The organism is Microbacterium oleivorans (assembly GCF_013389665.1).
Lineage (GTDB): Bacteria > Actinomycetota > Actinomycetes > Actinomycetales > Microbacteriaceae > Microbacterium > Microbacterium oleivorans_C.
The window spans coordinates 2,142,751-2,155,547 of the sequence record NZ_CP058316.1; the positions used below are offsets into that span (position 1 = coordinate 2,142,751).

Annotated in this window: 14 protein-coding genes; 6 read left to right on the top strand and 8 right to left on the bottom strand. The window is 72.0% G+C overall.

What is annotated here, in order from left to right:
- Nucleotides 1-134: 134 nt before the first annotated feature.
- Entirely contained in the window at nucleotides 135-2,441 is a 2,307-nt protein-coding gene (gene treS / locus HW566_RS10175; RefSeq protein WP_178012582.1) for a maltose alpha-D-glucosyltransferase, read from the top strand.
- A gap of 33 nt (nucleotides 2,442-2,474) precedes the next feature.
- Here treS and HW566_RS10180 read toward each other — a convergent pair whose 3' ends face one another.
- The 3 genes from HW566_RS10180 to HW566_RS10190 form a co-directional block, all read right to left on the bottom strand.
- Nucleotides 2,475-3,716 (bottom strand): phosphotransferase, encoded by a 1,242-nt coding sequence (locus HW566_RS10180; RefSeq protein WP_178012584.1) that lies wholly within the window; start codon nucleotides 3,714-3,716, stop codon nucleotides 2,475-2,477.
- 91 nt (nucleotides 3,717-3,807) lie between these two features.
- On the bottom strand, nucleotides 3,808-4,536 hold the full coding sequence (locus tag HW566_RS10185) for a GAF and ANTAR domain-containing protein (RefSeq protein WP_178012586.1): 729 nt from the start codon (nucleotides 4,534-4,536) through the stop codon (nucleotides 3,808-3,810).
- Between the two features lie 29 nt (nucleotides 4,537-4,565).
- Nucleotides 4,566-5,183, bottom strand: a complete 618-nt coding sequence (locus tag HW566_RS10190) for an ANTAR domain-containing protein (protein ID WP_178012588.1) — start codon at nucleotides 5,181-5,183, stop codon at nucleotides 4,566-4,568.
- Nucleotides 5,184-5,398: 215 nt separating this feature from the next.
- Here HW566_RS10190 and HW566_RS10195 point away from each other — a divergent pair, with 215 nt between their 5' ends.
- The 3 genes from HW566_RS10195 (at nucleotide 5,399) to HW566_RS16115 (ending at nucleotide 6,720) form a co-directional block, all read left to right on the top strand.
- Nucleotides 5,399-5,632, top strand: coding sequence for a hypothetical protein (locus tag HW566_RS10195; protein ID WP_178012590.1), 234 nt, complete (start codon nucleotides 5,399-5,401; stop codon nucleotides 5,630-5,632).
- Nucleotides 5,633-5,850: 218 nt separating this feature from the next.
- Nucleotides 5,851-6,249: a hypothetical protein gene (locus HW566_RS10200; protein ID WP_178012592.1), complete on the top strand. Its 399-nt coding sequence runs from the start codon at nucleotides 5,851-5,853 to the stop codon at nucleotides 6,247-6,249.
- A gap of 291 nt (nucleotides 6,250-6,540) precedes the next feature.
- On the top strand, nucleotides 6,541-6,720 hold the full coding sequence (locus tag HW566_RS16115) for a DUF3072 domain-containing protein (protein ID WP_256728954.1): 180 nt from the start codon (nucleotides 6,541-6,543) through the stop codon (nucleotides 6,718-6,720).
- A gap of 40 nt (nucleotides 6,721-6,760) precedes the next feature.
- On the opposite strand, the gene HW566_RS10210 is transcribed toward HW566_RS16115, so the two are convergent.
- The 4 genes from HW566_RS10210 to HW566_RS10225 form a co-directional block, all read right to left on the bottom strand.
- Nucleotides 6,761-7,228 (bottom strand): BLUF domain-containing protein, encoded by a 468-nt coding sequence (locus tag HW566_RS10210; protein WP_178012595.1) that lies wholly within the window; start codon nucleotides 7,226-7,228, stop codon nucleotides 6,761-6,763.
- The gene (locus HW566_RS10215) at nucleotides 7,225-7,503 is read right to left on the bottom strand and encodes a hypothetical protein (RefSeq protein WP_178012597.1); all 279 of its coding nucleotides are present in this window, start codon (nucleotides 7,501-7,503) and stop codon (nucleotides 7,225-7,227) included. The genes HW566_RS10210 and HW566_RS10215 overlap by 4 nt, the downstream gene beginning before the upstream one ends.
- Nucleotides 7,500-7,856 carry a DUF6804 family protein gene (locus HW566_RS10220; protein ID WP_178012599.1) on the bottom strand — a complete coding sequence of 119 codons (357 nt, stop codon included), beginning with the start codon at nucleotides 7,854-7,856 and terminating at the stop codon, nucleotides 7,500-7,502. Before HW566_RS10220 ends, HW566_RS10215 begins: the two co-directional genes overlap by 4 nt.
- Nucleotides 7,857-7,918: 62 nt before the next feature.
- Complete coding sequence (locus HW566_RS10225; protein ID WP_178012601.1) at nucleotides 7,919-9,127, bottom strand: ROK family transcriptional regulator; 1,209 nt, start codon at nucleotides 9,125-9,127, stop codon at nucleotides 7,919-7,921.
- An 88-nt stretch (nucleotides 9,128-9,215) separates the two neighbouring features.
- Between HW566_RS10225 and xylA the strand changes: the two genes are divergently transcribed.
- Complete coding sequence (gene xylA, locus HW566_RS10230; protein WP_178012603.1) at nucleotides 9,216-10,403, top strand: xylose isomerase; 1,188 nt, start codon at nucleotides 9,216-9,218, stop codon at nucleotides 10,401-10,403.
- A 117-nt stretch (nucleotides 10,404-10,520) separates the two neighbouring features.
- The gene (gene xylB / locus HW566_RS10235; RefSeq protein WP_178012605.1) at nucleotides 10,521-11,816 is read left to right on the top strand and encodes a xylulokinase; all 1,296 of its coding nucleotides are present in this window, start codon (nucleotides 10,521-10,523) and stop codon (nucleotides 11,814-11,816) included.
- A 93-nt stretch (nucleotides 11,817-11,909) separates the two neighbouring features.
- Here the strand turns inward: xylB and HW566_RS10240 are convergent, their stop codons facing one another.
- Entirely contained in the window at nucleotides 11,910-12,755 is an 846-nt protein-coding gene (locus tag HW566_RS10240) for an NAD-dependent epimerase/dehydratase family protein (protein WP_178012607.1), read from the bottom strand.
- Nucleotides 12,756-12,797 lie beyond the last annotated feature (42 nt).

Genomic DNA, 12,797 nt, shown 5'->3' on the forward strand with positions numbered 1-12,797 from the left:
TCCGTTCTACCGGTCGGGCGTCGAAGCAGCCAGGACCCGCCGGTCCACCCCTCGGGGGGCTTCGTCCCATAATGCTTCGCCGGTCCGGGCACCAGCCCTTCCCGCCGGGAACGCGCCGCCCGTAGCGTTGAGCCATGGCGCGCGACCACGATCAGCCGGAAGACCTGTACACCACCCCCATCACCCTGCCGGGGGCGGCGGGAGCCGACGGCGAGGACGGCGATCTCGAGGTCCCCGAGATCAGCTACGACGAGCAGCGCTATCCCGCGCGCCCCCGTCGGCTGCGTCCTCGCGACCAGTTCCGCGGTGGCAGCGTGCGGCGCAACCGCACCGATCCGCGCACGGCCAACGGCAGCAACCCCTCGTACGTCGAGTGGCTCGTCAGGCAGTCGATGCTCAAGGACGCCGACGTGCTGGCGCGTCAGCTGTCGGGGCAGCCGGCGATGTGGCGCAACCCCTACGCGCGCCCCGACGCGCGTCGCGCGATCGCGACGTCCGACGTCTGGTTCACGGCGTACCCCATCTCCCTCATCACGCGCCCGGGGCAGTCGTTCCTCGCATCGCTCGGCGATGACGAGCTCTGGTCGGTGTTCGAACGCATCGGCATCACGGCGATCCACACCGGACCGGTCAAGCGCGCCGGGGGCATCACCGATTGGCGCGAGACGCCCAGCGTCGACGGCCACTTCGACCGCATCAGCACCTCGATCGACCCCGCGTTCGGCACCGAGGACGAGTTCCGGGCTCTCTGCGACGTCGCCGACGCCCACGGCGGCAGTGTGATCGACGACATCGTGCCGGGGCACACCGGCAAGGGCGCCGACTTCCGCCTCGCCGAGATGGGCTTCAAGGACTACCCGGGCATCTACCACATGGTCGACATCCCGCCGGAGGACTGGGGCCTGCTCCCCGAGGTGCCCGAGGGGTACGACAGCGTCAACCTCGACCCGGCGACCGAGCATGAGCTCGCCGAACGGGGCTACATCATCGGCGCACTGCAGCGCGTCATCTTCTACACCCCCGGCGTGAAGGAGACCAACTGGAGCGCCACCGCACCGGTGCTCGGCCCCGACGGGGTCACGCGCCGCTGGGTGTACCTGCACTATTTCAAGCAGGGGCAGCCGTCGATCAACTGGCTCGACCCGACGTTCGCCGGCATGCGTCTGGTCATCGGCGACGCCCTGCACTCGCTGGGCGAGCTCGGCACGAGCGCGCTGCGCCTCGACGCGAACGGGTTCCTCGGGGTCGAGAAGAGCGCGGGCGGTCTCCCCGCCTGGTCGGAGGGCCACCCCCTCTCGCATGCGGCCAACCACATCATCGCGGGCATGGTGCGCAAGGTGGGCGGGTTCACGTTCCAGGAGCTGAACCTCACCATCGAGGACATCCGCGACACCGGGGCCGTCGGCGCCGACCTCTCCTACGACTTCATCGGGCGGCCCGGTTACCACCACGCCCTCGCCACGGGCCAGACGGAGTTCCTTCGGCTGGCGTTGACCTCGTCGCTCGAGCTCGGGGTGCACCCGGTGCAGCTGGTCCACGGAATGCAGAACCACGACGAGCTCACCTACGAGCTCGTGCACTGGGCGACGCGCCACGGGGACGACGTCTACCGCTTCCGCGGGCGGGAGATCCCCGGTGCGCAGCTGGCCGAAGAGGTGCGCGCCGACCTCACCGAGCACCTGACCGGAACCGCCGACTACAACCGGGTCTTCACCCAGAACGGCATCGCCTGCACGACGACCTCGCTCATCGCCGCGACCCGAGGCATCGCGCGGCTCGACGACGTCACCGACGACGACATCCCCGGCATCCGAGACGCGCATCTGCTCCTCAGCGCCTACAACGCCTGGCAGCCGGGCGTCTTCGCGCTGTCGGGATGGGATCTGCTCGGGATGCTCACGGTGCCGGCCGACGAGGTCGAGGACCTCATCTCGACCGGGGACACCCGGTGGATCGAGCGCGGAGCGCACGACCTGCTCGACGTCGACCCCTCGGCCACCCGGTCGGCGGCCGGGATGCCGCGCGGCCGGGCGCTCTACGGTCCGCTGCCCGCGCAGCTCGAGGACCCCGACTCGTTCGCGTCGCGCCTGTCGGGCATCCTCGACCTCCGACGCGAGCACGGCATCGCCTCGGCCTCCCAGGTCGACATCCCCGAGGTCGCGCACGCGGGCATGCTCGTGCTGGTGCACCGTCTCGACGACGGCGATCCGAGGGCGGATGCCGCGATGCAGGTGACCGTGCTGAACTTCTGCGCGGAGCCGACGGAGGGGACCGTCCGCTCGGAGCAGCTCGTCCCCCAGAGCGAGGTGACCGATGCCGCGACGGGTGAGACCATCGGTCGGGTCGACGACCTGCAGAGCTTCAGCGTGTCGCTGCCCGCATACGGCGCGAAGTTCCTGGTGCTGACGGCCCCGCCCGCGCCGGACGAGCCGGAGGACTGACCCGCCGTCCCCGCCGCATGGGCGCCTCGCGGGTCAGTCGAGCGCGGCGTCGATCCCGGCCAGCGGTACCGGCAGCCAGTCGGGGCGATTGCGCGCCTCGTAGATGGACTCGTACACCGCCTTGTCGAGCACCAGGGCTCGGAGCAGGACGGGGTCGAGCTCGACCGAGCCCGGGGCCGACACGTAGGACTCCACGAAGGCCGCCCGGCAGGCATCCGCCCAGGCTCGCTGGTCCGGTCCGCTTCCGACGGCGCCGGCGTAGTCGAACGAGCGCAGCATGCCCGCGACATCCCGAGGGGCGAGATCGGGGATCGCACGTTCGGCCATCGGTCGGAGCGGCTCGCCCTCGAAGTCCACGATGCGCCATCCGCCGTGGGGCACGGCCAGGACCTGTCCGAGGTGCAGGTCGCCGTGGATGCGCTGCAGCCGCGGCCACGGCCGGTCGAGCGCCGCGCGGTACACGGCCTCGATCGCGGTGAGACGCTCGGCGACGGCCGGTACCTCGGACGCGGCGATCCGCAGGCGTCGTTGCCAGGCGTTCCCGGTGGCCGAGACCTGGTCGGGGGCGGCATCGCGCGTCTCCAGTGCGGCGCCCAACGCGCCGTGCACGCCCGCGACGGCGACACCGAGGTCGCGGGCGGCCTCCGTGAAGTCGCGGCCCGCCGCGGCCGCCTCCAGCGCGACCGCCCAACCGTCGCGCACCCCGCGCAGGAACTCCTGCGCGAAGCCCAGAGTGCCCCGGGCGTCGCCGGTGTCGCGACCGATGTCGGGCCAGCCGGCATCCAGGCTGCCGAAGAACCTCGGCACGTAGGGCGACCCCGCATCGCTCAGCACGCGCTGAACCGTGACGTCGGGGTTCTCGCCGTGATGGAGGGTGCGGAACAGCTTGAGGATGATCGACGGCTCACCGTCGACGTCGTACACGATCGAGGTGTTGGACTGCTCGCCGGTGAGCACGCGCGAGCCGGTCACCCGGCCGACCTCGACCCCCATCTCGGCGAGCAGGCCGATCGTGAACTCCGGACGCCGCGTCGCATCGACGAGGACCCCCTCGTCATCGCGGGTGACGATGTCGTCGCCGTCGGCCGGCGTGCTCACTCGGGCCAGCGGCACGTTGTACAGGGTGGGCAGGGAGCCCGCGTCGTCCATGAGGAGGTAGCGCACCGCCCCGGGGGCCGGCTGGGCGTCGAGGATCCGGAATCGGGGCTCGTGGCTCTTACCCGCGTACCACCGCTGTCGCACCACCCAGGCGCCGAGCTCATCTGTCAATCGCACGGGTCCACCCTGGCGTGTCGCGGCATCCGAGGAAAAGGGCTGGACGTGCGCGCGCGAGAGGCGTACGGCGCAGCCGGTCGACGGCTCCCCGTTATCGGGGTGCCCCGGCCGGGCCGCTGGCGTCGTCGACGATCTCGCGGGCGACCTCGGAAAGCGGCCGGCGACTCGAACGCGCCTGGCTGCGCAGCCGGTGAAAGGCCTCGTCCATGTCGATCTTGTGGGTGTGGGCGAGGACGCCCTTGGCCTGCTCGATGACGACGCGGCTGTCGAGCGCGTGCTGGAGTTGCCGGCGCGCGACGTCCGCCTCGCGGAACGCGCGCTCGTGCAGGATGCCGATCGTGGCGATATCGGCCAGGCCGCGGGCGGCGGCGGCGTCCTCGTCGCTCAGCGCCCCGGGGGTGTCACCGAAGAGGTTGAGGGATCCGATGACCTCGTCGCGCAGCTTCAACGGCATGGCGTGCATCCACCGGTAGCCCATGACCCCCGCGGCGGCGGCGAACTCCGGCCACCGTCGATGGATGGCGGCGATGTCCGCGACGGTCGCCGGCTCGCCGGTGCGATAGGCGTCGACGCAGGGTCCCTGGTCGGCATCGAGCTGCAGCAGGCTGATGAGCTGGCTGCGTTCGCTCGTCGACGCGACGACCTCGAGCGACCCGTCCGCGGAGGGGAGCAGAATGCCGGCGTCGGCCGCGTCGAAGATCTGCGCGGATCGCGAAACCAGCCGGTAGAGGAGCTCGACGACGTCGTACCCGCCGACCAGCGTGTCGGCCAGCTCGACGAATGTGTCGACGAGGTCCTTCTCGCGGCTTGTCCTAGACATGTCTGAAACCTACTTCGATCTCGGTCGGATCACACCGAGAAATCCAACTCGCGTGCGATGAGGGACTCCGCCACCTCGCGGACCGATCGGCCGGTCGCGAACGCGTGGGCGCGGATGATGAGGAGTGCATCCTCGGGTGTGACGCGCAGCTGGGCGCACACCATGCCGGTGGCCTGGTGGACGAACCGGCGGGCCGACGCGCCCGTGCCCGGCTCGGTCTCGATGAGGGCCATCGCGTCGCGCAGGATGGTGAGGGCGGCGGCGTCCGCCATGACCGACGCCAGCGCCACGTCTCGAGCTGTGAGGGCGTCGCGCCGGGCGGCGTACAGGTCGACGACGCCCACGTCCACGGCGCCCACCGACATCGGGAACGCGTAGGCGGAGGCGACCCCCGCCGCCGCGGCTGCGGTGGTCAGCATGGGCCATTCCGCGTCCGGATCGCGCTGCAGGTCACGGACGAGCACGGGCGATCGGGAGGATCGCGCCCGCCACGACGGGCCCACCCCGGAATCCAGCTGGATCTCGTCGAGCGTCGCCGCCACCCCGTCGCTCGCGCACACGGTCTCGACGTCGAAAGGATCGCCCAGGGTCGAGATGGCGGCGTGGTCGACGGGCAGCGCGGTGATGAAGCGGGCACACAGAGACACGGACGGGGATGAATCTCGAGAGGGCATTTTGCTCCTGACCTGGCCGTGGGTACAGCGGTCCAGGTCGGGGAACGCCAGGGTCAGCATATCGCCTGGAAGCGATCTCACGGTTCACGCGGGTTGCGTCGCTTCGCGGGACGGCAATAGCGTATGGGCACGTTGCCCCCAGTCCCCGGACGACGATCGATGATCGACGCTGCCGGATGGGACGTGAGATGGGCGCTCTGTGGCCGAGGAACGACGACGGTGCGACCTGGCGGCTGTCGGAACCCGGGATGTACGTCGGGACGGCGGGGTCGGTCACGCTCGGGTACGTGATCGACGTGTCCGACGGCTTCGTGGCGTTCGACGCGGATGCTCGCCCCGTCGCACGGTGCCGATCGCTGCGTGCGGCCAAGCGGGCGGTGTGCGCCGCGGGGGCGCGTTCGCTCGCGCGGGTCGACCGGTAGCGGGCGCCGCGGCGGGGACAGGACGGAGCTGCGGACCTTGCGGATTCCTTGAGGCGGCTCGGTGCGGGCGTTGGGGATTCCTTGCGCCGAAGCGCCGATGATCGGATCACACCCGGCCCCCGGGACGTTGCCCGAACGGCGTCTCGGCGGCCGGGTGCCTTCGTCACCGGAACCGTCGCGCGTTGGCCGGCGGCCCGGGATGCTGGCAGGATGCGCGTGTGTCGACCCCGCCGCGCATCGGGCCGCTCGCGCAGCTGGCCCTCGCCGACCTCGCCATGATCCTGCAGTCTCCGCGCGCGGGCCACGGGATCGAGGTCTGGATCCGCGTGCATGCGCGCCGGGCTCGCCGCCGGGAGCTCCAGATCGTCCTCGCGCTCGCGGTCGCCGTCGGCGACCGCCGCGCGCAGGCGAACGAGGCCCCCGCCTCCGGGGTGTGGCGGCCCGAGGCGGATGCAGCGTCGCCGAGCGCGACGCTGCTCGGCGAGCGGCTCGTGGCCGCATGTCTCAACGACGATGCGGCCACGGCATCCGCCCTCGCCGCCGCGTGGGCGCGGTGGGAGCCCGAGGCGCGCGGTGAGGTGCTGCGCGTGCTCATCCGGCTCCTCGCGCCGCGGTGAGCGGGTGATCCCGACTGCCTGCGCCGCACCGCCACGACGGGGTTGAGTGCAAACGTCGCGTCGCGCAAGTGCCTCGGCTTTCCCGCCCGGTCGGCCTACCGTCGAAGCATGAGCGACCAGACGATCCCCACGCCCGACGAGCCGACCTTCCCCGCGCCCGCGGAGCCGACCGTTCCGACGCCGACCGAGCCCACCGCCCCGGCGCCCGGCGAGCCCGCGGCGCCCACACCCCCCGTCGGAGACGCCGGCGAAACGCTCGGCGGCACCGAGGGAGGCGGTCCCGGTTCTGCCGTGAAGGACCCGGACGACTGGGTGACCGGCGATGAGCCCATGACGGGTCCGCAGCGCAGCTACCTCGACACGCTCGCCCGCGAGGCCGGCGAGGAGCTTCCCGCGAGCCTGACGAAGGCCGAGGCGTCCGAGCAGATCGACCGGTTGCAGAATGCGACCGGGCGCGGCGAATCGCAGTAGACCACCACGCTCTCGGAGCGGAGCAGAACGCGGATGCCGGTCAGTCGGCGTCCGCGTTCTGCTGTGCGCGGCGAGACTTGACGCGGAACCAGAAGCTCAGCTCCCGGGCGGCGCGAAGCGTGGCGCTCGGATCGCCGGAGTTCTCGAGGTCGTCGAACGTGTCGCGGAACCCCTCCGGTGCCGCCCCCGTGGTCTCGGTGATCGGCTGGTAGCCCATCGTCCAGTCGCTGAACTCCCGGCGACCGATGGGCTGCTCGATGAGCACGCGCATGTCGGCGTGCCGGGGGTCGGCGGCGATCGTGGCGAGCAGGTCGCGCACGGTCTGCTCGGGCCCTTCCAGCACCTGCACGAACCGGCCGCCGCGATACAGCAGCATCCCGGTCAGGTCTTTCCGCGCGTTCGATGCGCGGCTCTGCGCGAGCAGGTCACGCAGCTCGTCGTCGCCGAACGGGGCACGGGCGTTGCTCGTGTAGAGCACCGACAGCAGGTCGTCGTGCGTCGTGGTCATCGGACCTCCCGGAGTTCGATGGGCGGCTCATCCGCGGCGCCGCGCGCGGGTGGTGTGGCCAACGCCCGCATGGCGGCGGTGAGCTCGACGAAGGTTCCGGCCGACTGCGAACGCGAGTCGTAGGCCTCGTAGCGCCCGTCGGGCAGGCGGTCGATGTAGCCCACGAAGTCGCCGTCACGGCTGCCGACGTGGAATCCGTCCTCGACCCGCGCCCAGACGACCCCGGTGCCGGGGCGCGGCCGGCGCGGTGCGCTCGTGCTGTCTGCGGGGATCATCGGGCGGGCGCGGCGCGCGGGATCCAGATCAGGGCGCCCGCGGCGAGGAAGACCGCGGCCCCGATCACATGGGCGACGAACCAGACGGGATCCTCCAACGCGAACGGGTACACCGGATTCCACAGGACGGCGACGGCGACCATGGGCACCGCCCACCACCACTGCTTCGCCTGCACCGCGAACCAGGCGACGATGAGGGCGAGGATCGCGACGATGAACGCGACGACGCCCGCGAACTCGCCGCCGACGAGAGGGAGTCCCGCCACGAGGGCGGCCGATCCGAGGATGCCGGGCGCGAGCGCGTTGCGCTGGCGCACGGCCGGGGCGGCCGGGCGGACGGTTCTGGAGGCCATGAGGACGTTCCTGTCGGGGGAGGTCGGCGCCGATCACCCGGCGCTGCTCCGATCGTACGAGGTCAGAGCCGGTCGGGCCGGGTGCTTGACGTGGACCCGACGGCGCTCATCGTCGCGACGGGGTCGTCGAGCAGCCGGGCGAAGGCGGTCTCGGCCGCTCCGACGAGCAGACGGTCGTCGCCGAGCTCGGCGCTGCGCACGAGCGGGGCCGAGCCCGCGATCGTCTGGCGGGCGACCGCGGCGCCGAAGCCGTCGGGGTCGATCTCGACGAGCGTCGCGAGGAATCCGCCGAGGACGACGACGGCCGGATCGAGGACGTTGACGGCGCCGGCCACGGCCGACGCGAGGACGCGACGCTGCCGGTGGACCTCCTCGAGGGCGGCGGGATTGACGGATGCGCCGAGGGCGCTGCGCAGCTCGTCGTCGTCGGCGGCCGGCAGTCCGAGCGCGGCGACGAGACGGTGGCGGCTGACCTCGTCCTCGAGGGCCGCACGCTCGCCCGAACGGCGGTCGGCCGCGTCCTCGAAGACGGCGGGGTTGTGCCCGAACTCGCCCGCGAGCCCGCGGGCGCCCCCGACGAGGACATCGCCGACGACGAGACCGCCGCCGATGCCGCTCGCGCCGCCGTTGAGGTAGACGACGTCGGTCTCGCCGCGCGCAGCGCCGAAGAGGTACTCGGCGTGCGCCCCGTAGGAGGCGTCATTGCCGACGGTCGTGGCGATCCCGGTGGCGGTGCCGACGAGATCGGCGAGCGGGGCGTCTGTCCAGCGCAGGTGCGGGGCGTGGACCACCCGGCCCGCGGCGGGGTGGACGAGACCGGGCACGGCGACGCCGATGCCGACGACGGATGCCGCGGCGAGCTCGCTCCCGCGCCACTCCCGCACCGTCGCCGCGACGAGGAGCGCCAGCTCGTCCGGAGCGATGAGGCCCGTGGACGGCACGCGCCGGCGAGCCCGGACGCTGCGGTCCAGTCCCACGGCCGCGACGGTGACGGCATCCACCTCGGGGTTCACGGCGACGGCGACGACGTCTGCGTGCGCGGTGATGACGGGGGAGGGGCGGCCGATGCGTCCCTCGGCGGCACCGGCGGTCTCGGTGACGAGGCCGAGACGGGTGAGTTCGGCCGTGAGGGCGCCGATGGTCGAGCGGTTGAGGCCGAGGTCGGCGGTGAGCGCGGCTCGAGAGAGCGGTCCGTCGCGGTGCACCGCGACGAGGGTGCGGGCCAGGTTGGCGCGCCGGACGAGTTCAGCGGTCCCGGGCGCGATGCTCACGTCGACAGCCTAGGAGAAACAGGTTTGTTGACGTACGAGACAAATAGTCATAACCTGAGCGGGCAGCAATCGACGCGAAGGAGCACGCATGCGCACCCCCACCCCGGCCGACAAGTTCACCTTCGGCCTCTGGACCATCGGCTACAACGGCAGCGACCCGTTCGGCGGACCCACGCGGCCCCCGCTCGACGTCGTGCACGCCGTGGAGAAGCTCGCCGAGCTGGGGGCGTCGGGACTCACCTTCCACGACGACGACCTGTTCGCCTTCGGCTCGAGCGATGCCGAGCGTCAGACGCAGATCGACCGGCTGACGGGCGCCCTCTCCGACACCGGCCTGACCGTCCCCATGGTCACCACCAACCTCTTCAGCGCGCCGGTCTTCAAGGACGGCGGGTTCACCTCGAACGACCGCGCGGTGCGCCGCTTCGCGATCCGCAAGGTGCTGCGCCAGATCGACCTCGGCGCCGAGCTCGGCGCGCAGACCTTCGTCATGTGGGGTGGCCGGGAGGGCGCCGAGTACGACTCCGCCAAGGATGTGCGTGCAGCGCTGGAGCGCTACCGCGAGGCCGTGAACTTCCTCGGGGACTACGTCGTCGAGAAGGGCTACGACCTGCGGTTCGCGATCGAGCCGAAGCCCAACGAGCCGCGCGGCGACATCCTGCTGCCCACCGTCGGTCACGCCCTGGCGTTCATCGAATCGCTCGAGCGTCCCGAGCTCGTCGGCGTGAACCCGGAGGTCGGACACGAGCAGATGGCGGGGCTGAACTTCACCGCCGGCATCGCCCAGGCGCTCTACCACGGCAAGCTCTTCCACATCGACCTCAACGGCCAGCGCGGCATCAAGTACGACCAGGACCTCGTGTTCGGCCACGGCGACCTGCACAACGCCTTCTCGCTGGTCGACCTGCTCGAGAACGGCGGACCGAACGGCGGCCCGGCCTACGACGGTCCGCGCCACTTCGACTACAAGCCCAGCCGCACCGAGGACGAGACCGGGGTGTGGGAGTCCGCCGCGGCGAACATGCGCACCTATCTGCTGCTCAAGGAGCGGGCCGCGGCGTTCCGAGCCGACCCCGAGGTGCAGGAGGCGCTCGAGGCCGCGCGTGTCGCCGAGTTGTCGCAGCCGACGTTCGGCGCCGGCGAGACCTACGACGAGTTCGTCGCCGATCGCAGCGCCTACGAGGACTTCGACACCGAGGCGTACCTCGGCGGCAAGGGATTCGGGTTCGTGCGGCTGCAGCAGCTCGCCACCGAGCACCTGCTCGGCGCCCGCTGACGCGGCATCCGCCGCCTGACCGCGAGACGTCGCTCGCGCCCCGAGACGCTGGGTCCACCCCGCGGTCTCGGGGCGCAGGCGGGGTTCCGCGGATGTCGTGAGAGAGAGGATGCCGGCATGGTGCTGGTCATGGGGGTCGATTCGTCGACGCAGGCGTGCAAGGTCGTGATCGTCGACGCCGGAACGGGGGCGGTCGTGCGCGAGGGGCGCGCGGCGCACCCGGCGGGGACCAGCGTCGACCCCGAGGCGTGGTGGACCGCGCTGCGTGCCGCCGTCGACGCCGCGGGAGGGATGGCGGACGTCGCGGCGTGGTCGATCGGCGGTCAGCAGCACGGCCTGGTCGCTCTCGACGAGCGGGGCGAGGTCGTGCGCGACGCGCTGCTGTGGAACGACACCCGATCGGCCGGAGCGGCGGCCGACCTCGTCGCCGAGTTCGGCGCCGAGCCGCTCGCCGCTCGCACGGGACTCGTGCCCGTCGCGTCGTTCACCATCAGCAAGCTGCGCTGGCTCCGTGACCACGAGCCCGAGAATGCGGCCCGCACGGCTGCGGTGGCGCTGCCCCACGACTGGCTGACGTGGCGCCTGCGGGGCTTCGGTCCCGGTGCCGGCGCGCGGCTCGACGAGCTCGTGACCGACCGCTCCGACGCATCGGGCACCGGCTACTGGAGCGCGGCGACGGGCGCCTACGACCGCGAACTGCTGGTCGCCGCCCTCGGGCACGACGCGGTGCTGCCGCGGGTGCTCGCCGCCGACGAGTGGGTGGTCGACGCCGACGGACGCCGCGTCGCCGCCGGCGCGGGCGACAACGCCGCATCCGCGCTCGGCGTCGGCGCCGGGCTCGGCGACGTCGTGGTGTCGATCGGCACCTCGGGGACGGTGTTCGCGGTGAGCGGGACGCCGGTGGCCGACCCCACCGGCATCGTCGCGGGATTCGCCTCGGCCGACGGCCACCACCTGCCCCTCGTGTGCACCCTCAATGCGGCCCGGGTGCTCGACGTGACGGCCGCGCTGCTGGGCGTCGACCACGACGAGCTGTCGCGCCTGGCGCTGACGGCCGCGCCCGGGGCGGGCGGCCTCGCCCTCGTGCCGTACTTCGAGGGCGAGCGCACGCCGAATCTGCCCGACGCCACGGCGACGCTCACGGGCATGACGCTTGCTTCCACCACGCGCGAGAACCTGGCACGTGCCGCCGTGGAAGGGATGCTGTCGGGTCTCGGCGCGGGCCTCGACGCGCTGCGCGAGCTCGGCGTGCCACTGCGCCGGGTGCTGCTCGTGGGCGGGGCTGCGCAGTCGGACGCGGTGCAGCGCATCGCCCCATCGGTGTTCGGACTCGAGGTCGAGGTGCCCGCCCCCGGCGAGTACGTGGCCCTCGGCGCCGCCCAGCAGGCCCTCCAGGTGACCACTCGGCCCTAGCCCCGCCCCGACCCGGTCAGAAGGGGACGCTCACGCCGCTCATCCCGCGTCGGATGCTGCCGCAAGCGCCACCTTCTGCGCGTGGAGCCCGGGTCACACGTGGTCGCGCCAGGAGTGCTGCGGCTCGTAGCCGAGCAGGCGCCGCGCCTTCGCGGTCGAGAAGAGCGAGTCGTTGACCCCCAGGTCGCCGCGGACCTCGACACCGGGGAACACCTCAGCGACGAGTTCTGCGTTCGGGCGCGACATCACGGTGTCGGCGGCAGCGATGAGGAAGCGGTCGAAGCCCGCGGGCGCGTTCTCGAGCGCGCGCAGCACCGCTTGCGCGCCGTCGCGCGCGTCGATGTAGCTCCAGACGTTCCACTTGCGCCGCATCGGATCGGCGTCGAAGGCGGGGAACTCGGCGTAGTCCTCGGGGACCATGACGTTCGAGAACCGAAGCGCGGTGATCGACAGCTGCGGGTGCCAGCGGACGAGCTCGATGGCCAGCTGCTCTTCGAGATGCTTCACGAGCGAGTACACCGACTCCGGACGGGCGGGGTACTCCTCGTCGACGGGGATGTACGGCGGCGGCACGTCGAACGGCAGCCCCTGCACCGTCTCGCTCGACGCGTAGACCACGCGGTCGATCCCCAGCCGGGTGGCGGCGTGGAACACGTTGAAGGTCGCGGCCATGTTGTTGTGGAACGTCGCGATGTCGGGCCGGATGCCGGGAGCCGGGACCGCGCCGAGGTGGACGACCGCATCGACGCCGTCATGGCGATCGCCGACGGAGCCGAATGCGTCGACGACCTGGCCGTAGTCGGTGAGGTCGATCTGCACGAACGCCGGCCCGCGCGTCCCCACCACGTCGAAGCCGATGACCTCGTGCCCTGCCGCCGTGAGTTCACGAGCGACGACCGAGCCGAGTTTTCCCGATGATCCCGTCAGTGCGATCCGCATGGGATCAGCGTGTCACACCCCGAGGCGGCTAGGGTCGATCTT

Excerpts from the sequence above, each read along its gene's own strand:
- HW566_RS10185 (WP_178012586.1), bottom strand. The coding sequence starts at position 4,536 with ATGTCTAGGACAAGCCGCGAGAAGGACCTCGTCGACACATTCGTCGAG.
- HW566_RS10195 (WP_178012590.1), top strand. The coding sequence starts at position 5,399 with ATGGGCGCTCTGTGGCCGAGGAACGACGACGGTGCGACCTGGCGGCTG.
- xylB (WP_178012605.1), top strand. The coding sequence starts at position 10,521 with ATGGTGCTGGTCATGGGGGTCGATTCGTCGACGCAGGCGTGCAAGGTC.
- HW566_RS10215 (WP_178012597.1), bottom strand. The coding sequence starts at position 7,503 with ATGATCCCCGCAGACAGCACGAGCGCACCGCGCCGGCCGCGCCCCGGC.
- xylA (WP_178012603.1), top strand. The coding sequence starts at position 9,216 with ATGCGCACCCCCACCCCGGCCGACAAGTTCACCTTCGGCCTCTGGACC.
- HW566_RS10220 (WP_178012599.1), bottom strand. The coding sequence starts at position 7,856 with ATGGCCTCCAGAACCGTCCGCCCGGCCGCCCCGGCCGTGCGCCAGCGC.
- HW566_RS10210 (WP_178012595.1), bottom strand. The coding sequence starts at position 7,228 with ATGACCACGACGCACGACGACCTGCTGTCGGTGCTCTACACGAGCAAC.
- HW566_RS10240 (WP_178012607.1), bottom strand. The coding sequence starts at position 12,755 with ATGCGGATCGCACTGACGGGATCATCGGGAAAACTCGGCTCGGTCGTC.
- treS (WP_178012582.1), top strand. The coding sequence starts at position 135 with ATGGCGCGCGACCACGATCAGCCGGAAGACCTGTACACCACCCCCATC.